Raw genomic sequence first — 23,275 nt, 5'->3', positions numbered from 1 at the left:
GATGCAATTCAGCGTACAGTGGATCAAGCTTATATGCTGACTTATGTTCGAAATTCTCGTCTACCTCTTCGAGAACTACTACACGCCGGAAGCGTGCCCGGACCCGGAAACGCTGGCGCGCAAACTTGCCGCCGCCGGCTTCGAAGACGATGAAATCGACGACGCCCTGAGCTGGTTGTCCGGGCTTGCCGAATCCACTCATCGTTGTGTCGATCTCGCCCTTGTTCCCAGTAGCGGCTGTCGTGTCTATGCCGAGGCCGAGTATCGTCAACTCGGTTCGGAAGCGATCGGCTTCGTTGCCTTCCTGGAATCGGCGGGCGTCCTGTCGTCCCCCCTGCGCGAAATCGTCATCGACCGCGCCTTCGCGCTGGGCGAGGCGCCCGTGCCCCTGGACAAGCTCAAGATCATCGTCCTGATGGTGCTGTGGAGCCAGGAAACCGAAATCGACAACCTGATCCTGGAAGAACTGCTGGAAGACGGCAGCGCCCGGCAGCTGCATTAAGCCCCCTGTATTACCCCCTACGCTTACGCGCGCCCAGTATGGTGGGCCCCCAGCCGCTACGCGGCAGTCCCCCAACGGGGCCGGGGGTTGTTTTCAATGGAAACAAGTCTTAATCCGGGGTGCTTCGGAGGGCGGAGCCGGTGTTTTTTGGCTGGGTTGGCACAGGCCCGACTTGCATTGCTTAAAAATCCCCCCGTATCATCCGGCGCTTTGACGCACTATTTGTTCGCGTCGGCTCCGTCAACTGGAAGTCAATGGGCAAAACTCTGATCATCGCCGAGAAACCTTCGGTCGCGCTGGACATTTCCCGCGCGCTGGGCGGGTTCAAGCGCGAAGGCGATTATTTCGAAAGCGACGACTACGTGCTTTCGTCCAGCGTCGGGCACCTGCTCACCCTCGTGGCGCCCAACGATCCGGTCAAGGGCAAGTGGAGCTTCACCCATCTGCCGGTGATTCCGCCCGAGTTCGAACTGGGGCCGGCCGACAAGCGGTCGGAGGAACGCCTGCGCCTGCTGGTGCGGCTGATCAAGCGCAAGGACGTGGACGCGCTGATCAACGCCTGCGACGCGGGGCGCGAGGGCGAGCTGATCTTCCGCTACATCGCCCAGTACGCGAAGACCAACAAACCCATCCAGCGCCTGTGGCTGCAATCGATGACCCAGCAGGCCATCCGCGACGCCTTCGCCGACCTGCGTTCGGACACCGCGCTGCAGCCGCTGGAAGCCGCGGCGCGCTCGCGCGCCGAGGCCGACTGGCTGGTGGGCATCAACGGCACGCGCGCCATGACGGCCTTCAACAGCAAGGACGGCGGCTTCTTCAAGACCACGGTGGGCCGGGTGCAGACGCCCACGCTCGCCATCGTGTCCGAGCGCGAGGAGCGCATCCGCCAGTTCGTGCCGCGCGACTACTGGGAGGTGCGCGCGCAGTTCGTCGCCGCCGCCGGCCTGTACGAGGGCCGCTGGTTCGATCCCAAGCACGTCAAGGACCCGCAGGACCCCGAGAAGCGCGAATCGCGCCTGTGGAGCAAGGCGGCCGCCGAATCGGTCGTGGCGGCCTGCCGCGACCGCACGGGCTCGGTCACCGAGGAATCCAAGCCGTCCACCCAATTGTCCGGGCTGCTGTATGACCTGACCACGCTGCAGCGCGAGGCCAACTCGCGCTTCGGCTTCTCGGCCAAGACCACGCTGGCGCTGGCCCAGACTCTGTACGAACGCCACAAGGCGTTGACCTACCCCCGTACCGACTCGCGCTACCTGCCCGAGGACTACCTGGGCACGGTGCGCCAGACCATGCAGACGCTGGCCGCCAACCGGCCCGGCTACGCGCCGTTCGCCTTGAAGATACTGGACAGCGGCTGGGTCAAGCCCAACCGCCGCGTGTTCGACAACAAGAAGGTGTCGGACCACTTCGCCATCATCCCGACGCTGCAGGCGCCGCGCGAGTTGAGCGAGGCCGAGGCCAAGCTGTACGACCTCGTGGTCAAGCGATTCCTGGCGGTGTTCTTCCCCGCGGCCGAGTTCCTGGTCACGACCCGGATCACCGAGGTCGCCGGCCACAAGTTCAAGACCGAGGGCAAGGTCCTGGTCAACCCGGGCTGGATGGCCGTCTACGGCCGCGATGCGCAGGGCGAGGACGCCAACCTGGTGCCGGTCGCCTCCGGCGAACAGGTGCGCACCGAGGAAATCGAGGCCGTGGGCCTGGTCACCAAGCCGCCCGCCCGCTACACGGAAGCGACGCTGCTGTCGGCCATGGAAGGCGCGGGCAAGCTGGTCGACGACGAAGAGCTGCGCGAGGCCATGTCGGCGCGCGGCCTGGGCACGCCAGCCACGCGCGCGGGCATCATCGAAGGGCTGATCAACGAGGTCTACCTGCGCCGCGAGGGCCGCGACCTGGTGCCCACCGCCAAGGCGCGCCAATTGATGACGCTGCTGTCGGGCCTGGACGTGGACGAGCTGACCTCGCCCGAGCTGACCGGCGAATGGGAACACAAGCTGTCGCAGATCGAGCAGGGCCAGCTGGCGCGCGAGGCCTTCATGCGCGAGATCGCGCAGATGACCCAGGTCATCGTCAAGCGCGCGAAGGAATACGACCGCGACACGGTGCCGGGCGACTACGCCACCCTGACCACGCCCTGCCCGAAATGCGGCGCCGTGGTCAAGGAGAACTACCGGCGCTACGCCTGCACCGCCTGCGATTTCTCGATCAGCAAGCACCCCGGCGGGCGCACCTTCGAGCAGCAGGAAGTCGAGGAACTGCTGGCCAAGCGCGAGATCGGCCCGCTGAACGGCTTCATCAGCAAGATGGGCCGGCCGTTCTCGGCCATCCTGCGGATCACCGACGACTACAAGCTGGAGTTCGACTTCGGCCAGGCCGACGAGGAATCCTCCGAGGCCGTGGACTTCTCCGGCCAGACGCCGGTGGGTCCGTGCCCGAAATGCGGCTCGAACGTGTTCGAGCACGGCATGAGCTTCGTGTGCGAGAAGTCGGTCGGGCCGCAGCGTTCGTGCGACTTCCGTTCCGGGAAAGTCATCTTGCAGCAGGAGATCACGGCCGAGCAGATGGGCAAGCTGCTGGCCGAAGGACGCACCGACCTGCTGCAGAACTTCGTTTCCAGCCGTACCAATCGCAAGTTCAAGGCCTTCCTGGTGCGGCAGCCCGATGGCAAGATAGGCTTCGAGTTCGAGCCCCGCCCCGCCAAAGGCGGCAAGGCGGGCGAGGACGCGCCGGCGGCGCGCAAGACGGCGGCGAAGAAAACCGCCGGCCAGGACGAAGCCGCCACGGCGCCGGCGAAGAAGGCCCCCGCCAAGAAGGCGGCGGCCAAGAAGTCCCCGGCGCGCAAGACCGCCGCCAAGAAAGCCCCCGCGAAAAAAGCCGCCAGGAAGGCGGCCGCGAAGACCTCCAGCTGAGCCACAGCCCAATGACCAAGAAGAAAACGCCCTCACGGGCGCGCAAGTCTCCTGTTGCCGAGCAGCCCGCCGAGGATCGCGTGGACGTCGACCCCGGCCCCGGCGGCAAGCCCTGGTACGTCGTGCGCCGCTCGCGGGTGCACGGGACCGGTGTGTTCGCGGCTCGCAAGATCCCGGCCGGCACCCGCGTCATCGAATACTCCGGCGAACGCATCAGCGCGGCCGAGGCCGACCGCCGCCATCCGGTCAATCCCGAGGATCCGTACCACACCTTCTTCTTCGCGCTGGAAAGCGGCAAGGTGATCGACGGCGGCAGCCAGGGCAACGACGCACGCTGGATCAACCATGCCTGCGAGCCCAACTGCGAAGCCGAGGAAACGGACGATGGCCGCGTCTTCATCGTCTCGCAGCATCCCATCGACCGCGGCGACGAACTCAACTATGACTACGGCCTGGTCATCGACGAGCGCATCACGCCGACGTTGAAGAAGAACTACCAGTGCCTGTGCGGCGCCGAGACGTGCCGGGGCACGATGCTGGCGCTCAAGCGGCGTAAGAAGACGAAGAAGAAAAAAGCCTAGAAGCGGGCAGGGGACCCGGACGGCCGCGCCGCCCGGTCCGGCCGTTCAGTTGTAGTCGCCGACCCGCATGGCCTGGGAGTCGCCGCCGTTGCGGGACACCACCGAGCCGTTGACGACGCGCACCGGGTCGCCGCTGCGCCACGGATAGGCCGACGCGCTGTGGAAAGTGCGCACGCTGCCGTCGTTCATCCTGACGGTCATTTCGTACTGCGTCGAGCTGCGCACGCGCTTCTCGACCTCGTTGCCCGCGTAGGCGCCGCCCAACGCGCCCAGCACCGTCAACGCGGTGCGGCCGCTGCCGCCGCCGAACTGGTTGCCGACCACGCCGCCCACGACGCCGCCGCCCACCGCGCCCAGGCCCGTACCCTGGCCCTGGACCTGCAAGGCGCGCACGCTTTCGACCGTGCCGCAGTTGCCGCAGGTGGACGCGACCGGCCGGGCGGGTTCGCGATAGACCGGCGCAGGCCGGCTGGCGGGGCGCGCCGGTGCCGTGCGCTCGGCCGCTGCCTGCTTGGCCGGAACCGGGGCATGGGCCGAAGCTTTGCCGAAGTCACGGCCGCCGGCCGAGGCGGACGCTTCGGCCACTTCCTGCGCCGGGGCCGATTTGGCCAGCGGCGAGGGCAGCAGTCCGGTCAGGACGCCCACGCCCACGGCGGCCAGGACGATGATGCTGATGGCCGCCGCGGCCACCAGCGGGTGCAGCGCGACGGCGCCCCGCATGGACCGATGCGCGCGCGCGAACGCGGCATCGACAGGGGATCGGGGACCGGAAGAAGTACCGGAAAACATGGCGTCACTCCGCTCGTAAGGTTCACGTAAGTTACCTCCAAGTCGCCTTCCAGGTTGTTTCCCGGGGTCGCGGGATCTCGCGCTTTCTGTATCGGAATTGACCGAATGTTTCCGCCCCGGGGTGGCAAAGTCTGCCAGAATGGGTCGCATGGACATCACCCTGACCGAACTCGAGGAAGCGATCAATTTCTGGCGCGCGCGCAAGCCTTCGACGAGCGAAGCGTGTGTGTTGTGCATGGAAGCCGCGGCGCTGGCGGGGCCGTATGCCGCCATGATCATGAATCACCAGTCCGCGCTGGACGAGGCCGCGATGCCCGAAGCGGCGCGGGCGGCCCTATCGGCCTGGCGGCAGGCGCGCCAGGCCATCGCCCGGGTCAAAGACTGACGCGGGGGGCTTGGGCAGGAGGAACGATCAGGGATACCGGCGCGAACGCGCCCAAGCTGGCCTTCATGGACAGCGCGGCCTCCAGCGTGAACACGCCATCGGCCACCATCTCCAGCACCTCTTCCGGCGACACCGTACGCAAGGCGACCACTTCGCCGTCCTGGTTCTCGGGCACGACCTCGGGCCCCAGCACGGTATCGACCACGGTCACGTGCTCGACCTGATAGCCTTCTGGCAAGACCCGGCGCACGGTGAACTGGCCGCTGCGACGGCCGTCCTTCAGGTGATGGGGCAGCAGGCCGGCCTCTTCCCAGCTTTCGCGCAGCAGGGCCGATTCGGGGGTTTCCGCGGCGCTGACCAGGCCGCCCACCAGGGTGTCCCACATGCCCGGATCGGTCGTCTTGGAGAACGACCGCTGGGCGATCCACAACTGACCGCTGTCGGTCCAGGCATTCAGGTGGACGGCATGGGTGGCGATGCCCAGCGGCCGCACGGATGCCCGCTCGACCACGCCCAGGACGGTGCCGTCCTCGGCCACCACGTCCAGCAGTTCGTTGCGCCAGCCATTGAGCCGGCCCGCCTCGTAAAGGGCCGCGGCGACGCGGGCCAGCAGCTCGCTGACGGCCTGGGTCCGCCCGGCCGCCGGTGCGCCGGCCAGCTCGGGCAGCAGGTGCACCGTGCCGGGCTCCATCGATATTTCGCCGGGAAAGGCGGCCAGCCAGTGCTGCACGTCGTGCGCCACCCAGCCGCAATCATGGCCGGCAATGCGCAGCCGCGGAGAATCGGGAGGCGGATCGACCTGAGCACGAGCCGATATGGAGTCGAATACGTTCATCCAGATTGAATGTCCTAAACAGCAAGCTCCCATTGTGCCGGAAGTCCGGATGGGGCGCCCGGCGGGGCCTCGTAAGCGAAGGTGAATCGGGTGGCCTCGGGTAAGATGCCGGCGCTCGCACCGCACCCCAAGGAAGAGGAAGACCATGACCGATCACCCCCGTATCTGCATCGTCGGCGCCGGCGCGATAGGCGGCTTCGTCGCCGGACGCCTGGCCCAGGCCGGCAACGACGTGTCCCTGCTGGCCCGCGGCCGCACGCTGGAGGCCCTGCGCCGGCACGGCCAGCGGCTCGATTCCGCGGGCGAGCTGGTGGCCTCGCCGGTCCGGGCCAGCGACGACGCCCGGGCGCTGGGTCCGCAGGACATCGTCGTCATTACCGTCAAGGCACCGGCCCTGCCTGAGATCGCACGGGCCATCCGTCCCCTGATCGGCGCCGATACGGTCGTGATCCCGGCCTTGAACGGCATTCCCTGGTGGTTCTTCCTGGACGCCGGCCTGCCCCTGGGCGGCACCCGGCTGCGCAGCGTCGACCCGGACGCGGGCATCGAGGCCAACTTGCCCGTGGACCAGGTGCTGGGCGCCGTGGTCTTCGCCTCGGCCTCCACGCCCGAGCCCGGCCTGACCCGCCACGCCTCGGGCAACCGCATCGTGCTGGGCGAGCCCAGGGGCGGATCGAGCGAACGCGCCCGCGCCGTGGCCGCGCTGTTCACGCAGGCAGGCTTCGATGCGCCGGCCAGCGAGAACGTGCGCGCCGACATCTGGACCAAGCTGCTGGGCAATGCCTGCTTCAACCCGGCCAGCCTGCTGACCGGCGCCTACACCGACGACATGATCGACGATGCGCGCCTGCATGGCATGTTCGTGGCCATGATGGACGAGGCGCTGGCCCTGGGCACCCGGCTCGGGTTGCCGGCCCAGGTCGAGTCGCGCGCCCGGATCGCCTTCACCCGGGGACTGGGCCACATCAAGACCTCGATGCTGCAGGACGTCGAGGCCGGGCGGCCGGTGGAAATCGACAGCATCCTGGGCGCGCTGGTCGAGACCGCCGCGGCGGCGGGATTCCCCACCCCCACCCTGGACACCGTCTACGCCCTGGCCCGCATGCGCGCCCGGGCCCTGGGGCTGTATCCGGGCTGAGCCAGCCTATCCGCCAACTTTTCTATAGGCGAAAAGCACCAAAACATCGCTTGTACCGCCGCCGCCCCCGCCGCATCCTGCCAGCCTAGCGTAAGCACGGAGAGCCGGCGCACGGCGGCAATGCGATGTCCATTTCCAGCGAAACCATCAGGTCGGTCACCTCGTCCCTGTACGAGTGGTCCCTGAAGAAAGTCCCGGACGACACCAAGCGGGTGCTCGCCCAGGCGCAGCAGCGCGAAACGGTCCAGCTGGGCAAGCAGACGCTGCGCATCATGCTCGAAAGCGCCGAGGCGGCCGAGTCCGAAAGCCACCTGGTCTGTTCGGACGTGGGCGTGCCCACCTACATGATCCGCGTGGGCACGGGCGTCAGCTTCTCGGGCAACGTCCGCCAGGCCATCGTCGACGGCTTCGCCGACCTGGTCGCGCGCGCCGATCCGCCCATCCTGAAGATGGTGACCAATCCGCTGACCCTGCAGCGCAGCTACGAGGGCAAGAACATGCCCCTGGTCACCTTCGACATGATCGACGGCGCGGACTACATGGAAATCGTCTGTGCGCCCAAGGCCATGGGCACGGGCCGGTGGGAAGCCATCGAGACCTTCGTCTACCCGTCGCTGGAGACCATCGAGAAGTACGTGCTCGACACCGTGCTCAAAGCCGGGTCGCAGCCCTGTCCGCCCATCGTCGTGGGCGTGGGCATAGGCGGCACCTTCGACTACGCGGCCAAGATGGCCAAGGAATGCGTCTTGCGCCCCTTCGGCCAGACCAACCCCGAGCCCGTGCTGGCGGCCATGGAGCAGCGGCTGCTCAAGGCCATCAACGACACCGGCTTCGGCCCCATGGGCACGGGCGGCGACACCACCGCCATGGCGGTGCACATCGATTACTCGGCCAGCCACGGCTTCATGCCGGTGGCCGTGGCCTTCAACTGCTGGATCAACCGGCGCACCTGTGCCCGCATCTACCAGGACGGCACGGTCGAGCGCCTGGCATAGCCGCAACGGAGACGAGCATCGTGAACACCCATCGGCTGACCCTGCCGGCAAGCGCGCAAGACATCGCCCGCATCCAGGCCGGCGACCTGGTCTATCTGACCGGCGACATCGTCGTCACCATCGGCCTGCCCACCCACCAGCGCATGATCGACTACGCCCGCGAGGGCAAGCCGCTGCCGGTGGACGTGCACGGCGGCGCCTTCCTGCACCTGAGCTCGTACAACCGCGAAAGCGACGCGCCCTCCGGCTACGAGGCGCTGTACATGAACCCCACCACCAGCACGCGCTACGACGCGCTCATGCCGACGCTGATCCGGGCCTACGGCCTGCGCATCGTGGGCGGCAAGGGCGGCCTGGGCGAGGAAAGCGTAGAGGCCATGCGCGAAACAGGCTGCATCTACCTGTCCTTCCTGGGAGGCGGCTGCACGCTGCTGGCGCGCGCGATCCAGGAAGTCGTGTCCGTGCACTGGGAAGACTACATCTCGCAATTCCGCCTGGTGACCTTGCGCGTCAAGCACCTGGGCCCCGCCACGGTGGGCATCGACGCCCACGGCAACAGCCTCTACCGACAGCTGCGCGAAAACGTGCAGCAGCGGCTGCCTGGCATTCTCGAAGAACTCGACCAGCACCGCGCGGATTCCACGCACTGAGTGCGGCAACCTTCTTCACGACGAAAGATCGGAGACCCCATGAAAAACCATAGCCTTCTCGCCTGCGCCACCGCCATCCTGGCCCTGGGCGCCACCACCGCCCAGGCCAAGGACGCCGCCGCGTCGTGGCCCACCCGGCCCGTGCGGCTGGTCGTACCGTTCCCGGCCGGCGGCAGCACCGACGTGGTCGCGCGCCTGATCGCCGAACGGCTGGGCCAGAAACTCGGCCAGCAGTTCGTCGTCGACAACCGTCCGGGCGCGGCGGGCAACATCGGCACCGACCAGGTCGCCAAGGCCAACCCCGACGGCTACACGCTCACGCTGACGACCTCGGGCCCGCTGGCCAACAACAAGTACCTGTACAAGTCCATGCCGTACGATCCGGCCAAGGACCTGACCCCCATCGTGCTGGTGGGCGAGATCCCGCTGGTGATCGTGTCCACCGACAAGACCCCGGCCAAGAACCTGAAGGAATTCATCGCGCTGGCCAAGGCCGCGCCGGGCAAGTATTCCATCGGCAACCCGGGCAACGGCACCATTGGCCACCTGGCCTATGAACTGCTGCGCCACAACACCAAGACCGACTTCCTGGGCGTTCCGTACAAGGGCGACACGCCGGCCATGACCGACCTGCTGGGCGGCTCCATCCAGGCCATCGTCGCGCCCATCACGGCCTTCATCCCGCAGATCCAGAGCGGCAAGATGAACGGCCTGGCGGTAACGTCCAAGAAGCGCTTCCCCGGCACGCCCGAGGTGCCCACCGCGGTCGAGCAGGGCTTCGACGTCGAGGCCTCGGTCTGGTTCGCCGTGGCGGGCCCCGCCGGCATGCCCCGTCCCATCGTCGACAAGCTCAACCGCGAGATCAACCTCGTGCTGAACTCGCCCGAGGGCCGGGCCAAGCTCGAGCAGTTCGGCGCGGTCGTGGGCGGCGGTTCGCCCGAGCAGCTGGATTCGCTGATGAAGATCGAAAGCGCGAAGTGGAAGCGGATCATCGAACAGGCCAATATCAAATTGGACTAGCCCCCCTACGCGCTCCGCGCGCCCCCCACAGGGGGGCGGCACTGGCGGACCGGCAAAGCCGGATCCGCTGTGCCCTGGGTCTTGTGAGTTCTTCTTGGATTGGGGCACGGGTTTTCGGGGAGGTTCCTCCCCATGGAGTTTTGAATGAGCGGTTTCGTTACGTTGAAGACCGAGGGCATGAGCACCGAGGAGGCCTATCGGCTGATCGTGGGCTGCGTGACGCCCCGGCCGGTGGCGTGGATCACCACGCAGGATGAATCGGGGCGGGTCAATGCCGCGCCGTTCAGCTCGTACAACTATGTGGCGCACAGCCCGCCGATGCTGGCGGTGAACATCGGCTCGCGCAAGGGAGAGCTCAAGGACACCGCGCGCAACATCGTCGAGACGCGCGAGTTCGTGGTGAACGTGGCCACGGAAGCCACGCTGGAGTTGATGCATGCGTCGGGCGCGGATTACCCGCCCGAGATCGGCGAGCCCGAGACGCTGGGCATCGAGCTGGCGCCCAGCACGGTGGTGAGGCCGCCGCGCATTCCCGCCACCCCGATCCAGATGGAATGCCGGCTCGAGCACGTGCTGCCGCTGGGCCGGGGCCTGAACACGCTGTATATCGGCGAAGTGGTGGCCTTCCACCTGTCCGAGGCCATCTTCAACGGCCGGCACATCGATGCCGTGGCGATGCGGCCCATCGCCCGGCTGGGCGGACCGTACTACGCGGGGCTGGGCGAGATCTTCCATCGGCCGATGCTGCAGGCGCCGCCTATCTGATCCCCCCTACGCGCTTCGCGCGCCCCCGGGGGCGGCACTGGCGGACCGGCGGAGCCGGATCCGCTGTGCCCTGGAAACCAACGGGCTGGCGGGGTTAGGAGTTCTTAATTTTATGACAAGGGAATATTGATGACGGGTTCATCTGCTGATTTCAGCCGGTCGGTGCAGGCCGGGACGTTCATCAAGACGGTGTCGCCGCACGTGGTGGAGATACTGGGGACGACGGCGCTGGATTTCGGGGTGCTGGATGCCGAGCATGCGCCGTTCGACCGGGTGGCGCTGGACTTGATGATGATGGCGGGACGGGCCGCGCGGCTGCCGCTTTTCGTGCGGGTGGCCGACTACGAAGCCTCGACCATCCTGTCGACGCTGGACCTGGGCGCCGCGGGCCTCGTGGTGCCGCACGTCGATAGCGCCGAGCAGGCGGAACTGATCGTCTCGCGCGCCCGCTACAAAGGCGGCGTGCGAGGCTTTTCCAGTTCGCCGCGAGCCGCCGGCTACGGGACCATGACCTACAAGCAGGCCCAGGAAGCGGGCGACCAGACGCTGGTGATGTGCCAGATAGAAAGCGTCGAGGGCCTGGCCAACGTGGAAAGCATCGCCGCCGTTCCCGGCGTGGGCGGACTGTTCGTGGGCCGCGCCGACCTGGCCTTGTCCATGGGCGAGGAAGGCTCGCGCAGTCCGGCGGTGCTGGAAGCCACCGCCCGCATCGTGCGCGCGGCCCTGGCCGCCGGCAAGATCGCCGCGATGTTCGTGGCCAATGCCGCGGAACGCGACGAATTCGCCGCCCAAGGCGTGACCTGGTTCGTGATCGGATCCGACCAATCCCTGCTGCGCCAGGGCGCGCAATCGGTTGCCGTGTCAGGCAACCGGTCGCACGGCTGACGCGGCACCCTCTCATGCAAAGGTGAAGTCCATGACTGTCCAACAACCACGGTCCGCGACCTATGCCGCGCACTACGACACCGCTCCGCAGCAACAGGAAGCCGGCGCGCGCACCTGGCTGACCCGGGGCGCCAATTTCGTCGTCGCCGTCTCGCAGGTCGAAGCGGGCGCCGTGCTGGCGCGCGACGCCAACCCCGACGAATACTTCGTCTTCGTGCACAGCGGCGGCGCGCGCATCCAGGCGGGCGCCGAGCAGATCGACGCCGCCCCCGAGACCGTGACCATCGTTCCCCCGGGCGCGAGCCGTGTCGAAGCCACGGCCGCCGGCACCATCGTGCGCGTGTTCTCCCATCGCGCCGCCGACCTGGCGCAGGCCTCGGTCAACCAGGCCATCTACGCCGATGGCGCGCCCGAAGTCGCGCCGCTGGTACCCTGGCCCGATCCGCCCGCCGGCTTCAAGCTGCGCCATTACGTGCTGGCCGAGCACGTGCGGCCCGACAGCAACATGCGCATCTTCCGCAGCACCAACCTGATGGTCAATTTCCTGGCCAAGCGCCTGGTGCCGCGCGACGTGCACAAGCTCAGCCCGCACACCCACGCCGACTTCGAACAGGCCTCGCTGGCGATCCAGGGCACCTACGCGCATCACCTGCGCTGGCCGTGGACGCCGGACATGGACATGTGGAAGGAAGACGAGCACGTCGAGATCGGCAGCCCGTCCGTCACGGTCATCCCGGCGAAGGTGCTGCACACCAGCCGCAACGTCAGCCAGGGCGACTGCTGGCTGATCGACATCTTCGGCCCGCCGCGCGTGGACTTCTCCAGCAAGCCCGGCCTGGTCTGCAACGCGGACGAGTACCCCATGCCCGCGTCCGTCGCCGCCGCAGCGGCCTAGAGCCTGGCGAGGTCTTCCGAGATGCCTCGGGAGACCTCCTGCAACGGTTCCAGGTAGCGTTCGACGACCTGCTCGTTGGTCAGCGTGGACGCGAACCACGTCATGCCGAACGAGGCCACCACGTGCTTGCCGTCGAACACCGGCACCGCCAGGGTGCCGGACACCGGGCGCACGGCGGGGTCGCGCAGCGCATAGCCCTGCGCGTGCGTGAGTTCGATCATTCCCCGCACCGCCTCCTGGTCACGCGCCGGCTGGTCCTCGGGGTTTTTCGATTGCCGCAGCAGCGCGAGTATGGTCTCGCGCTCATCCTCTTCGCAAAAGGCCAGGTAGGCGCGCCCGATGGCGCGGCTGACCAGGCTCAGCCGCATGTTGATGGTGGAGTGCAGCAGCGACAGCGGTGAATGGGGAATGGTGCTGTAGCGCACCACCATCGCATCGGTGTCGAACACCGCGATGGCCAGCGGCCACTTGATGGCCTCGGTCAGCGCGTCCAGGCGCGGCTGGGCCGCTTCGACGATGCGCGGTTCGCTGTGATAGCCCGACGACAGCGTGTTGACCAGCGACGTCAGGTAATACGCTCCGTACTGTGGCGCATGGCGCACCAGCCCCTTGGAGGCAAGCGATTCCAGCAGGCGTATCAGCGACGGCTTGGGGATGCCCGTCTGCTTGTGCAGGACGTCCAGGGTCGAGACCGGCTGGCGGTTCAGGGCCTGCAGCAGCTCGATGGTGCGGACAACGGCTTGGACGGGCGGAAAGGAAGGCACGCGGACCTCCGTACGGAAAGGGCGCCGGCCGGCGATTATCGCATCGCCGGATGCGCGCTTGCGTACGGCGGTCCTGGGGAAATCAGCGCCGGGCGCCGCCCTTCACGAACACGCGCTTGCCGGTATCGTGCCAGACCGCGCGCTTTTCCTCGTCGTTCAGCAGGACCGAGGCATCCAGCATGCGCTGGACCATTTCCTTGTAGGTGCCCGACGAGGTGCCGATGTCCGAGCCCCACATGATGCGGTCGGCGCCGAACAGGTCGACCGCGCGGCGCAGCACCTGTTCGGCCGGCACGTCGGCCTCGCGGTACTCGTCCAGGTTGATCGAGGTGAACTTGAAGAAGATGTTCTGCTCGTGCGCCAGCTTCTCGAAGCGCTCGTCCAGGCCGAAGTGTTCCTCGGTGGCCTCGGGCTCCAGCAGGTGGTCCAGCACGATGCGCACGTTCGGGTAACGGCGGGCCAGTTCGATGATGGTCGGCACCGACGGACCGCCGCCGCCCACGGCCAGCACTTCCAGGTCGATGACCAGGCCGAATTCCTCGGCCACGTCCCAGGTCTTGAGCGCCTGGGGCGAGTTCAGCCACGGCATGCTGCCGTCGGGCTGGCGGCCGCCGAACAGGCGCACGCCGGCCAGGCCGTTCTTCTCGATGTAGCTGCGCACCAGGCCCGGCGTGCCGGCGTCCTCGGCGTCCAGGATGACCACCGCCGAGAAGATCTCGGGATGGGCGTCGGACGAATCCAGGATGTAGCTGTTGTCGTAGCGATAGATCATGCGCTTTTGCACGGCCACCGCGCCGTCGACGTTCTCTTCCTGCATCCAGACCAGCATGCGGGCCACGTCGGGCACTTCGTTGATCGGATTCGGACCGTGCTTGCCGCCCGGCTTGCCGATCACGCCCGGGGCGCGCGGCGGCGCGTCGGCGGCGCGCTTCATGGGATTGCGCGGATAGCGCACCTGGTCATCCGCCACCAGGTGAGCGTGCGAATCGAACAGTAGCGGGCGGGCGGCCGACGGGGCTTGCGTGTCTTGGGTCATATCCAGCTCTACGTGTTTACAGCTGGGACTTTATCGCCAGGCAGGGCGGTCCGCACCCGATATTCTCGAACTTTTCGGTGGTCGAAAACTTGGTGATCGGCTGGGTTTTCCCTCGATTCAAACAAAAATTTCAAAAAACTGATTCAAATTTTCGTTTGAATCGCCCATACTGCGCCCGACTACCCCGGAACCCCATCGTGAACCTGCTCGACGACGACACCTCCACCCGCTCCCGCATCGTGCTGGCCGCCCTGCGCATCTTCGCCACGCGGGGATTCGAGGCCGCCTCGCTGCGCGAGATCACCTCCGCCGCCCAGGTGAACATCGCCGCCATCCACTATCACTTCGGCTCCAAGGACGCCCTGGTACAGGAAGTCCTGCGCGTCGTGTCCGAGCCCATCAACCGCATGCGGCGCGAGGCCCTGGCCCGGGTGCCGGCGCACCGCGAACCCACCATGGAAGAAGTGGTGGAGGCGCTGATCGCGCCGCCCGTGCGCCTGAGCTTCGACGCCACCGGCGAATGGCGGCTGTTGATCCGGCTGCTGATCCAGGCCCGGGCCCTGCCGCGCGCCAGCACCAACGCCGCCATCTTCGAACAGTACGACGCGCTGGCATCCGACTTCGTCGACGCCCTGATGGGCGCCCAGCCCGCGCTGGGCCGCGAGGAAGCCTACTGGCGCTACGCCTTCGCCATCGGCGCCATGATGTACATCGTCAGCGACGCCGACGAGACCTACCACCGCCTGCACCGCATCTCCGGCGGACTGTGCGACACCGACGACCCCGAGCGCATCGTCGCCCAGCTCGTCGCCTTCATCGCCGCCGGCATGCGGGCAGCCGCCCCGGCCGGCACGCCGCTCTAACCTTCCGGATACACGCCATGACCCGCCGCATCATCGACCTGTCGGTCGCCCTTGAAGACAAGCCCACTTCGCCGGCGCACCACCGCCCCCAGATCAGCTACGTCGACCACGACCAGTCCTGGGAACTGTTCTCCAAGCTCTTTCCCGGCATCGGGCCCGACGACCTGCCCGAGGGCAAGGCCTGGGCCGTGGAGCGGGTATCGCTGTCGACCCACGCCGGCACCCACATGGACGCGCCGTGGCACTACCACCCCACGACCGACCACGCGCTGCAGGAAGGCGGCCGGCCGGCGCCGGGCATCGACGAAGTGCCGCTGGACTGGTGCCTGAAGCCCGGCGTGAAGCTCGACTTCCGCCACATGGAAGCCGGCTACGTGGTCACGCCCGGCGACATCCAGGCCGAATTGAAGCGCATCGGCCATACCCTTGAACCGCTGGACATCGTCGTGGCCAACACCCGCGCCGGCGCCCGCTACGGCCAGGAGGACTACTGGGAAAGCGCCTGCGGCTTCGGCCGCGCCGCCACGCTCTGGCTGCTGGAGCAGGGCGTGCGGGTGGTCGGCACCGACTCCTACAGCTGGGACCCCGCGTTCAAGTTCGTGGTCGAGCGCTACGCGCGCGACGGCGACCCCGCCATCATCTGGGAAGGCCACAAGGCGGGGCGCGACATCGGCTACTTCCAGATGGAGAAGCTGACCAACCTGGACCAGTTGCCGTCCCACGGTTTCACCATCAGCTGCTTTCCCATCAAGATCAAGCACGGATCGGCCGGCTGGTGCCGCACCGTCGCCATTCTCGACTGACGCGCGGGGCGCCGCGCCCCGTCCAAGACAACGATCGGAGACATCCCATGCCCTTCCTGCCCTACGCCCGCCTGGGCGCCGCACTCGCACTGGCCGCCTGCGCGCTGCCCGCCGCCGCGCAGGCGCCGGCCTCGTACCCCGAGCGCCCCGTCCACATCGTCGTGCCGTTCCCGCCGGGCGGCATCGTCGACAACGTCACGCGCAACCTGGGCGCGCGCCTGTCGGCCGCGCTGGGCCAGACTTTCATCGTCGAGAACAAGGCCGGGGCCGGCGGCTCCATCGGCGCGGCCCACGTGGCCAAGGCCGCCCCGGACGGCTACACCCTGCTGGCCGCCTTCGACACCCACGCCGTCAATCCCCTGCTGTACAAGCTCAGCTTCGATTCCGACAAGGACCTGGCGCCGGTCGCGCTGATCGGCACCTCGCCGCTGATCCTGGTCGTCCATCCCTCGGTGCCGGCCCGCACCGTGCCCGAGCTGGTCGCGCTGGCCAAGGCCCGGCCCGACGCGCTGAACTACGCCTCCACCGGCGCCGGCAGCTCCAACCAGTTGACCGCGGAACTGTTCAAGGCCACCGCCGGCGTGGAAATGAACCATGTGCCCTACAAGGGCGGCGCGCCCGCGATCACGGACGTGCTGGGCGGCCGGGTGCAGGTCATGTTCGTCAGCGCCAGCTCGGTGCTGGCCCACATCAAGGCCGGCAAGATGCGGGCCCTGGCGGTCACCACCCGGGAACGGATCCCCGCGCTGCCCGACGTGCCGTCCATCAGCCAGTTCTACCCCGATTTCGAGGCCCGATCGTGGATAGGGCTGCTGGCACCGGCCGGCACCCCTGCCGCCATCGTTTCCCGCCTGAACACCGAGGTCTACCGCGCCTTGCGGACGCCCGAAATGCAGACCTTCTTCGATGCCCAGGCGATCCAGCCCGGCAGCGGATCGCCCGAGCAATTCGGCGCATTTTTGCGAAACGAGACCAAAAAGTGGGGCGAAATCATCAAAAAACAGAACATCCGGGTGGAATGAGGCCCCCGGGAAACCCGCGTGGTACAAGACCCACGGCAATGGCTTGCAAGTTTTGAGAATATTATCAATAATTAATCTCATTACGACGTCTACTGCGGTGCCACCGCGCCGCGACCGAGTCCTGCCATGTACGTTTGTGTCTGCAACGCCATCACCGAACGCCAGATCCGCAGCAGCGTGGAATCCGGCTCCACCACCCTGGCCGACCTGCAATTCGACCTGGGCGTGGCGACCTGCTGCGGCTCTTGCGCCGACACCGCCTGCCAGTACCTGCCGGCGGGCGCCAGCGCTTGCGAACACGCCTACGAAGCGTCCATCTCGGCGGCCAACGGCCACACGCAAGCCACCGAACTGCCCCCGCCCCGCGCCACGACGCGCCGCTTCCCCATCCACGTCGTCGCTGCCGGCGCCGGCGCCGCCAAGGCGGCGTAGGGGTCCCCCCCTACGCCCTTCGGGCGCCCCCCAGGGGGCGAAACCGGCGGACTGGCAAAGCCAGATCCGCGGTTTCCTGGGTCTAGTACCTGTTTCTTGGCACGTCACACTGTTGCTACCGCTGGCAGCCAGCGATAGCAACAATGCTACGCGCCAAGACAGCGGTACTAGACCCAGGATGCGGTGGATCCGGCTCCGCCGGTCCACCCGCATCGCCCCCTGGGGGGCGCGCGTCAGCGCGTAGGGGGGATCATTATCATTGTCACTTTCCTAGGCCGTTACGGGCGGACGTACGGCCTGCTTGCTTAGCATCAACAATGCTAACCTTGCGGAATCCATGAATTCTGCAGGGGAAAGAACATGAAAGGCGACAAGACCGTCATCCAGTTCCTGAACAAGCAGCTCACCAACGAGCTGACCGCCATCAACCAGTACTTCCTGCATGCGCGCATGCTCAAGCACTGGGGCCTGGGCAAGATGGGCAAGCACGAGTACGACGAGTCCATCGAGGAAATGAAGCACGCCGACCGCCTGATCCAGCGCATCTTCATGCTGGACGGCCTGCCCAACCTGCAAGACCTGCACAAGCTGCTGATCGGCGAAAACGTCCCGGAAATCCTGGAATGCGACCTGAAGCTGGAGTTGTCCTCGCAGGTCGTGCTGAAGGAAGCCATCGCCCACTGTGAGACCGTGCGCGATTACGTCTCGCGCGATCTGTTGCAGGACATCCTGGACGATACCGAGGAACACATCGACCATCTGGAAACCCAGATCGGCCTGGTGGACCAGGTCGGCATCCAGAACTACCTGCAATCGCAGATGGAAGAGCAGGGCTGACCGGCTCCCGCCTTCGCAAAAAAAGCCCCGCGCGTCGCGGGGCTTTTTCTTTCAGTTGTTGCCCGTGGCCGGGCACTCGGCCACGCGGCCCCAGCGGTTGTCGGTGTTGCAGTACTTCCAGCGGGCCTTCTCGTTGCAGATGACCCGGCCGACGACGCCCTGGGAGGCGCAGCGCGCCAGTTCGGCCCGCAGCGACTGGATCCATGGCTCCCCGCCGCCCGCCGCGTCGGCATTGGCGCCGGCCACCACGGTGGCGACCTGCTGCGAGGGCGGCTCGACGATGATGCGCGGGGACTGGACCGGCGTGGTCTCGGACAGGTGGGCGGGCAGGGGGCTGCCGGGATTCACCGCCTGCATGTCGGGGGCGATGGTCGACAGCACGGTATCGGGCTGGGGCTGGTCCGCCGCGGACACCAGCGGGATGGGCGCGCTCGGCTGCACCGGCCGCGACGGCACGCCGCGCGAGCCGTCCACCCGGGGTTGCGGGGGTTCGGGCAGGTAGGTTTCCTGGTCCACGGCCGCCACCGGCGCTTCGCCGGGCCGCCCCTGGGCCACGGGCACGGGGGCCTCGGCCGCGCGGTCGACGGGAGCGTTCCAGGACAGCCAGAGCCCGAACAGCACCCCCACCACCACGACCATCGCCACGAAGGCCAGGCCCATCAAAATGCGGTTACGCATGTGTGTACACCTCTTCACTGTGACCGGCGGCCACGCCGGTCCCCATGCCTGGGCGGGCCGTCAGGCGAAAGCCGAATCGCCCACCCGGGTCTGGAATACCTGTCCTCCGTGCTCGCGCAGGGCATGGAACTGCACGTTGGGATAAAGCTCCTGCGCCACCCGCAGCTGCGCCGACGATCCGATCAGGAACGCGGGCGCCTCGACCACATCGTAGGCGATGTGCTGCATGTTGGCGTCCATGAACTTCTTCAGGTCCTTGGGGTTCTCGGCGGTGACCCAGCGCGCCATGGAATAGCGCGACGGCAGCATGCGCGCGGCCACCCCGTATTCGGTCTTGAGCCGGTGCGCCACGACCTCGAACTGCAGCTGGCCGACGGCGCCCAGCAGCAGCGGGCCGCCGGCCACGGGGCGGAACACCTGGATCGCGCCTTCCTCGCCCAGCTGGGTGAGGCCCGTGCGCAGTTGCTTGGTGCGCAGCGGATCGGCCACTTCCACCGCCTGGAACAGTTCCGGCGCGAAGAAAGGCAGCCCGGTGAACTGCAGCGCCTCGCCTTCGGTCAGCACGTCGCCCAGTTGCAGCACGCCATGGTTGGGAATGCCGATGACGTCGCCGGCATAGGCCTCGTCCAGCAACTCGCGTCGCTGGGACAGGAACGAAACGACGTTGTTGGGCCGCGTTTCCTTGCCGGTGCGGCACACCTTCAACCGCATGCCGCGCTCGAAGCGGCCCGAACAGACGCGCACGAAAGCCACGCGGTCGCGATGGGCCGGATCCATGTTGGCCTGTACCTTGAAGACCACGCCGGTGAACTTCGGTTCCTCGGGCTTGACCTCGCGCTGCAGCGCGTGGCGCGGGCCGGGGGCGGGCGCGTGCTCGACCAGGGCGTCCAGCACTTCCTGCACGCCGAAGTTGTTGATGGCCGAGCCGAAGAACACGGGCGTCTGCTTGCCGGCCAGGAACTGGGCCTGGTCGAACGGCGGCGCCGCACCGTCGATCAGGTCGATCTCGCCACGCGCCTGCTCGAACGCCGAGCCGAAACGGCTGGCGATCTCGGGATTGTCCAGCCCGTCGATGATTTCGTCGTGCTGTTCGCTCAGCCTGTCGCTGCCGGCCTTGAACACCCGCATCCGGTCGCGGCGGATGTCGAACACGCCGCCGAAGGACTTGCCCATGCCGACCGGCCAGGCGAACGGCACGGCGTCCATGCCCAGGTGGGATTCGATCTCGGACAGCAGTTCCAGCGGCTCGCGCACCTCGCGGTCCATCTTGTTGACGAAGGTGATGATGGGCGTATTGCGCGCCCGGCACACCTGCAACAGCCGGATGGTCTGCGGCTCGACGCCGTTGGCCGCGTCGATCACCATCAGCGCCGCGTCCACGGCCGTCAGCACGCGGTAGGTGTCTTCCGAGAAGTCCTGGTGCCCCGGCGTGTCGAGCAGGTTGATGACGGTATCGCGGTATTCGATCTGCATGACCGAGGACGCCACCGAGATGCCCCGCTGTTTCTCGATCTCCATCCAGTCGGACGAAGCGTGCCGCGACGCCTTCCGTGCCTTGACGCTACCGGCGATCTGGATCGCACCGGCGAACAGCAGCAGCTTTTCGGTCAGCGTGGTCTTCCCCGCGTCGGGGTGGGAAATAATGGCGAAGGTGCGTCGCCGGGCGACTTCGGTGGCTATGGTCATCGCGGGGAATTTTAACCGCAGACGCGAACCGGCGCTCGTGCCGCCCGGCCATGCTCTCACCCCGCCAGCAGGAGCTTGAGCCGAGGCCCGGCTGACCGCCGGATCCCGCACGGGGGCTGCGGCCGGTTTGTCTTATTTGAGATTATATGTTGAAATAAGTCTCACATAGGACTACCCTTGGAGAAAACCCCCGGGACGAGCATCATGGTCATCGCCGCTTCCAAGACGCCCGAACTCTCCAGCCAGCCGGCTGCCGCCGCCGCGCTGCGCGCGTTCTTCCGCATCGCCCAGGCGTGGCAGCTCAACGCCGAGGAATCCGCCACGCTGCTGGGCGTCCCCCGCTCTACCATGTTCCGCTGGAAGAACAACCCGCCGGCGCCGCTGCCGCGCGACGTGCTGGAACGCCTGTCGCTGGTGTTCGGCATCTACAAGGCGCTGCAGGTATTGCTGCCGGTGCCCGAATTGGCCGACGCCTGGCCGCGCAAACCCAACGACGCGCCGCCGTTCGGCGGCCACCCCGCCCTGAAATTCATGCTGAGCGGCATGACCAGCGATCTCTACGTGGTGCGCAGCTACCTCGACGCCCAGCGCGGAGGATGGACATGACGCACCTGGCCGAAGGCGCCGCCGCGCCTGTCGCCGAACCCCCGCCTGTCGGCGAGGTGCGCTGGGCGCCTTGCCACCGGCTGGTGCCCAGCCGCTTTCCGCCCACCGGCCTGTACGACCGGGTGGCCGATCCCGCCGATCTCGACGTGGTGTTCGCGATAGAAAACCTCACCAATCCCCGCGTGCGGGACGAAGCCGGCAACCTGCGCCTGGTGCCGGAGGAAGATCGGATCTCGGGCCCGGGGACCACGCCCATCATGGCGGCCTTCACCCATCTGAATCCGGCCGGCAGCCGCTTCTCGGACGGCAGTTGGGGGGTGTATTACGCCGGGGAAAGCCTGGAGACCGCGGTGGCCGAGACCATGCACCATCGCGCCCGCTTCCTGGCCGCCACGCGCGAGCCGGCCCTGGAAATCGACATGCGCCACTACCTGGCGGACCTGTCCGCGCCGCTGCACGACCTGCGCGGCCTGCGGCCCGCCCTGCCGACGATCTACGATCCGGACGACTACGCGGCCAGCCAGGCGCTGGCCCGCCAGCTCCGGCTCGCAGGCAGCTGGGGCGTGGCCTACGACAGCGTGCGGCGCCCCGGCGGCCAGTGCGCCGCCGTGTTCCGCCCGCGCGGCCTGACCCGCTGCCGCCAGTCCCAGCACATCGCCTTCATCTGGGACGGTCACCGCATGAGCGGGTGGTATTCCAAGTCGGCATTGCGGTCGGTCTGATTTTTCAAGCCTCGTCCGCCGGGCGAGGCACCCCACCCGATCCTTGCCCAGCCTTGTGGATCGTGGATTTCGGGGCCGGCGCCCCAGGCGCGCTGATGGAAATCGATTATTGGCGCAATTTCGATTTTCGAATATGGTTACGTCGAACGCGGGGCGCTGATATCGTCACAATTGGTATCAGGCGCGGCAGATCGCGCAAGACCTCATTCCTTATCCGGAGGAACACGACAATGAAAATACGTTTGTGGGGTTGTGTACTGGGCATGGCGCTGGGCGGCACGGCCGCGGCGCAGACCCCGTTGAAGATCGGTTTCGTGGGCGAAATGTCGGGCCAGCAGGCCGAGTACGGCCTGCAGATGAGCAACGGCGCCAAGCTCTTCCTGCAGGAACACGGCGACGTGGTGGCCGGCCGCAAGATCCAGCTGATCATCAAGGACGTGGGCGGCGCCAACCCCGAGGTGGCCAAGCGCCTCGCGCAGGAACTGATCACCCGCGACAAGGTGGAGTTCCTGGCCGGCTTCGGCTTCACGCCCAACGCGCTGGCCGTGGCCCCGCTGGCCACCGAGGCCAAGATTCCGATGGTGGTCATGAACGCCGCCACCTCGTCCATCACCGAGCGCTCGCCCTACGTGGTGCGCACCTCGATGACGCTGCCGCAGAACGCCTACGCCATCGCCGACTGGGCGCTGAAGAACAACGTCAAGACGGTGTATTCGCTGTACGCCGACTACGGTCCGGGCCAGGACGCCAACGCCCAGTTCCGCAAGACCTTCACGGGCGGCGGCGGCAAGATCGTGGCCGAAGTGGCGGTGCCGCTGAAGAACCCGGAGTTCGGCCCCTACATGCAGCGCATCAAGGATGCCAAGCCGGATGCCGCCTTCCTGTGGTTCCCCTCGGGCGAGCTGTCGGTGCTGATGCTGCGCGCCTACCGCGAGCGCGGCCTGGAGCAGGCCGGCATCAAGGCCCTGGGCACGGGCGACGGCACCGACGACATGTTCCTGGACAGCATGGGCGACGTGGCGCTGGGCCTGACCACCTCGTTCCACTATTCCGCCGCCCACGATTCGGCCAAGAACAAGGCTTTCATCAAGGGCTACGAGTCGCAGTTCGGCACCTCGATCCGCCCCAACTTCATGGCCGTGGGCGGCTATGACGGCATGGCGCTCATCTACGAGACCATCAAGAAGCTGAACGGCAAGATCGACGGCACGAAGGCGGTCGAGGCCATGAAGGGCGCCAAGTGGGAAAGCCCGCGCGGTCCCGTCATGATCGATCCGGAAACGCGCGACATCGTGCAGAACATCTACATCCGCAAGGTCGAACGCCGCGGCAACCACCTGTACAACGTCGAGTTCTCGCATCTCGACGCGGTCAAGGACCCCGGCAAGATCAAGTAAAGCAGCACGCGCCCGGCCCCGCCCGCTTTGCCGCGGGCGGGCCGGCATAAGTTTTTTAGGCCGGTGAAAAAGCATACGTGGCT

At 67.2% G+C, this 23,275-nt stretch carries 25 protein-coding genes; 19 read left to right on the top strand and 6 right to left on the bottom strand.

Going from position 1 to position 23,275, the window contains the following annotated elements:
- Nucleotides 1-43: 43 nt before the first annotated feature.
- The 3 genes from WKR98_RS06025 to WKR98_RS06015 all read left to right on the top strand — a co-directional run bounded on the left by WKR98_RS06025 (nucleotide 44) and on the right by WKR98_RS06015 (nucleotide 3,989).
- Nucleotides 44-502, top strand: coding sequence for a DUF494 family protein (locus tag WKR98_RS06025; RefSeq protein WP_124687283.1), 459 nt, complete (start codon nucleotides 44-46; stop codon nucleotides 500-502).
- Nucleotides 503-756: 254 nt separating this feature from the next.
- The gene (locus WKR98_RS06020) at nucleotides 757-3,408 is read left to right on the top strand and encodes a DNA topoisomerase III (protein ID WP_124687282.1); all 2,652 of its coding nucleotides are present in this window, start codon (nucleotides 757-759) and stop codon (nucleotides 3,406-3,408) included.
- A gap of 11 nt (nucleotides 3,409-3,419) precedes the next feature.
- Nucleotides 3,420-3,989 carry an SET domain-containing protein gene (locus WKR98_RS06015; RefSeq protein ID WP_124687281.1) on the top strand — a complete coding sequence of 190 codons (570 nt, stop codon included), beginning with the start codon at nucleotides 3,420-3,422 and terminating at the stop codon, nucleotides 3,987-3,989.
- Nucleotides 3,990-4,034: 45 nt separating this feature from the next.
- Here the strand turns inward: WKR98_RS06015 and WKR98_RS06010 are convergent, their stop codons facing one another.
- A complete protein-coding gene (locus WKR98_RS06010) occupies nucleotides 4,035-4,778 on the bottom strand; it encodes a glycine zipper 2TM domain-containing protein (RefSeq protein WP_341432358.1) in 744 nt (247 codons plus the stop codon).
- A gap of 148 nt (nucleotides 4,779-4,926) precedes the next feature.
- Here WKR98_RS06010 and WKR98_RS06005 point away from each other — a divergent pair, with 148 nt between their 5' ends.
- The gene (locus WKR98_RS06005) at nucleotides 4,927-5,163 is read left to right on the top strand and encodes a DUF3717 domain-containing protein (RefSeq protein WP_124687280.1); all 237 of its coding nucleotides are present in this window, start codon (nucleotides 4,927-4,929) and stop codon (nucleotides 5,161-5,163) included.
- Here WKR98_RS06005 and WKR98_RS06000 read toward each other — a convergent pair.
- Complete coding sequence (locus tag WKR98_RS06000; protein ID WP_124687279.1) at nucleotides 5,153-5,998, bottom strand: NUDIX hydrolase; 846 nt, start codon at nucleotides 5,996-5,998, stop codon at nucleotides 5,153-5,155. The genes WKR98_RS06005 and WKR98_RS06000 overlap by 11 nt on opposite strands.
- 145 nt (nucleotides 5,999-6,143) lie before the next feature.
- Here WKR98_RS06000 and WKR98_RS05995 point away from each other — a divergent pair, with 145 nt between their 5' ends.
- The 7 genes from WKR98_RS05995 to WKR98_RS05965 all read left to right on the top strand — a co-directional run bounded on the left by WKR98_RS05995 (nucleotide 6,144) and on the right by WKR98_RS05965 (nucleotide 12,346).
- The gene (locus WKR98_RS05995) at nucleotides 6,144-7,136 is read left to right on the top strand and encodes a ketopantoate reductase family protein (protein WP_124687278.1); all 993 of its coding nucleotides are present in this window, start codon (nucleotides 6,144-6,146) and stop codon (nucleotides 7,134-7,136) included.
- A gap of 125 nt (nucleotides 7,137-7,261) precedes the next feature.
- On the top strand, nucleotides 7,262-8,131 hold the full coding sequence (locus WKR98_RS05990) for a fumarate hydratase (protein WP_124687277.1): 870 nt from the start codon (nucleotides 7,262-7,264) through the stop codon (nucleotides 8,129-8,131).
- Between the two features lie 20 nt (nucleotides 8,132-8,151).
- Nucleotides 8,152-8,781 carry a fumarate hydratase C-terminal domain-containing protein gene (locus WKR98_RS05985; RefSeq protein ID WP_238160254.1) on the top strand — a complete coding sequence of 210 codons (630 nt, stop codon included), beginning with the start codon at nucleotides 8,152-8,154 and terminating at the stop codon, nucleotides 8,779-8,781.
- Between the two features lie 39 nt (nucleotides 8,782-8,820).
- Nucleotides 8,821-9,801 (top strand): Bug family tripartite tricarboxylate transporter substrate binding protein, encoded by a 981-nt coding sequence (locus tag WKR98_RS05980; RefSeq protein ID WP_124687276.1) that lies wholly within the window; start codon nucleotides 8,821-8,823, stop codon nucleotides 9,799-9,801.
- A 144-nt stretch (nucleotides 9,802-9,945) separates the two neighbouring features.
- Nucleotides 9,946-10,566: a flavin reductase family protein gene (locus WKR98_RS05975; protein WP_124687275.1), complete on the top strand. Its 621-nt coding sequence runs from the start codon at nucleotides 9,946-9,948 to the stop codon at nucleotides 10,564-10,566.
- 129 nt (nucleotides 10,567-10,695) lie between these two features.
- A complete protein-coding gene (locus WKR98_RS05970) occupies nucleotides 10,696-11,451 on the top strand; it encodes an HpcH/HpaI aldolase family protein (protein ID WP_341432357.1) in 756 nt (251 codons plus the stop codon).
- A 31-nt stretch (nucleotides 11,452-11,482) separates the two neighbouring features.
- Nucleotides 11,483-12,346, top strand: coding sequence for a cupin domain-containing protein (locus tag WKR98_RS05965; protein WP_124687273.1), 864 nt, complete (start codon nucleotides 11,483-11,485; stop codon nucleotides 12,344-12,346).
- Here WKR98_RS05965 and WKR98_RS05960 read toward each other — a convergent pair.
- Nucleotides 12,343-13,110: a DNA-binding transcriptional regulator gene (locus WKR98_RS05960; RefSeq protein ID WP_341432356.1), complete on the bottom strand. Its 768-nt coding sequence runs from the start codon at nucleotides 13,108-13,110 to the stop codon at nucleotides 12,343-12,345. The genes WKR98_RS05965 and WKR98_RS05960 overlap by 4 nt on opposite strands.
- An 82-nt stretch (nucleotides 13,111-13,192) precedes the next feature.
- Nucleotides 13,193-14,146, bottom strand: coding sequence for an amidohydrolase family protein (locus WKR98_RS05955; protein ID WP_341432355.1), 954 nt, complete (start codon nucleotides 14,144-14,146; stop codon nucleotides 13,193-13,195).
- Nucleotides 14,147-14,343: 197 nt separating this feature from the next.
- Here WKR98_RS05955 and WKR98_RS05950 point away from each other — a divergent pair, with 197 nt between their 5' ends.
- From WKR98_RS05950 to bfr, 5 genes are all read left to right on the top strand, one after another.
- A complete protein-coding gene (locus tag WKR98_RS05950) occupies nucleotides 14,344-15,009 on the top strand; it encodes a TetR/AcrR family transcriptional regulator (protein WP_161567646.1) in 666 nt (221 codons plus the stop codon).
- A gap of 17 nt (nucleotides 15,010-15,026) precedes the next feature.
- Complete coding sequence (locus tag WKR98_RS05945; protein WP_124687269.1) at nucleotides 15,027-15,812, top strand: cyclase family protein; 786 nt, start codon at nucleotides 15,027-15,029, stop codon at nucleotides 15,810-15,812.
- Between the two features lie 47 nt (nucleotides 15,813-15,859).
- Nucleotides 15,860-16,834 carry a tripartite tricarboxylate transporter substrate binding protein gene (locus WKR98_RS05940; protein WP_124687268.1) on the top strand — a complete coding sequence of 325 codons (975 nt, stop codon included), beginning with the start codon at nucleotides 15,860-15,862 and terminating at the stop codon, nucleotides 16,832-16,834.
- A gap of 126 nt (nucleotides 16,835-16,960) precedes the next feature.
- A complete protein-coding gene (locus WKR98_RS05935) occupies nucleotides 16,961-17,266 on the top strand; it encodes a (2Fe-2S)-binding protein (RefSeq protein WP_124687267.1) in 306 nt (101 codons plus the stop codon).
- 360 nt (nucleotides 17,267-17,626) lie between these two features.
- Complete coding sequence (gene bfr / locus WKR98_RS05930) at nucleotides 17,627-18,103, top strand: bacterioferritin (protein ID WP_124687266.1); 477 nt, start codon at nucleotides 17,627-17,629, stop codon at nucleotides 18,101-18,103.
- 51 nt (nucleotides 18,104-18,154) lie between these two features.
- On the opposite strand, the gene WKR98_RS05925 is transcribed toward bfr, so the two are convergent.
- Both WKR98_RS05925 and WKR98_RS05920 read right to left on the bottom strand, forming a co-directional pair.
- On the bottom strand, nucleotides 18,155-18,781 hold the full coding sequence (locus WKR98_RS05925) for a hypothetical protein (RefSeq protein WP_124687265.1): 627 nt from the start codon (nucleotides 18,779-18,781) through the stop codon (nucleotides 18,155-18,157).
- A 60-nt stretch (nucleotides 18,782-18,841) separates the two neighbouring features.
- The gene (locus WKR98_RS05920) at nucleotides 18,842-20,467 is read right to left on the bottom strand and encodes a peptide chain release factor 3 (RefSeq protein ID WP_341432354.1); all 1,626 of its coding nucleotides are present in this window, start codon (nucleotides 20,465-20,467) and stop codon (nucleotides 18,842-18,844) included.
- 204 nt (nucleotides 20,468-20,671) lie between these two features.
- Here WKR98_RS05920 and WKR98_RS05915 point away from each other — a divergent pair, with 204 nt between their 5' ends.
- The 3 genes from WKR98_RS05915 (at nucleotide 20,672) to WKR98_RS05905 (ending at nucleotide 23,192) form a co-directional block, all read left to right on the top strand.
- On the top strand, nucleotides 20,672-21,073 hold the full coding sequence (locus WKR98_RS05915; protein ID WP_124687263.1) for an MbcA/ParS/Xre antitoxin family protein: 402 nt from the start codon (nucleotides 20,672-20,674) through the stop codon (nucleotides 21,071-21,073).
- The gene (locus WKR98_RS05910; RefSeq protein ID WP_124687262.1) at nucleotides 21,070-21,795 is read left to right on the top strand and encodes an RES family NAD+ phosphorylase; all 726 of its coding nucleotides are present in this window, start codon (nucleotides 21,070-21,072) and stop codon (nucleotides 21,793-21,795) included. The genes WKR98_RS05915 and WKR98_RS05910 overlap by 4 nt, the downstream gene beginning before the upstream one ends.
- A 230-nt stretch (nucleotides 21,796-22,025) precedes the next feature.
- Nucleotides 22,026-23,192 carry an ABC transporter substrate-binding protein gene (locus WKR98_RS05905; RefSeq protein ID WP_124687261.1) on the top strand — a complete coding sequence of 389 codons (1,167 nt, stop codon included), beginning with the start codon at nucleotides 22,026-22,028 and terminating at the stop codon, nucleotides 23,190-23,192.
- Nucleotides 23,193-23,275: the final 83 nt, after the last annotated feature.

It is taken from the genome of Pigmentiphaga sp. YJ18, assembly GCF_038066655.1.
In the GTDB taxonomy this organism is placed as follows: Bacteria; Pseudomonadota; Gammaproteobacteria; order Burkholderiales; family Burkholderiaceae_B; genus Pigmentiphaga.
Note: the sequence above shows the minus strand (reverse complement) of the source record. Positions and strands in the feature narration are given on the sequence as shown.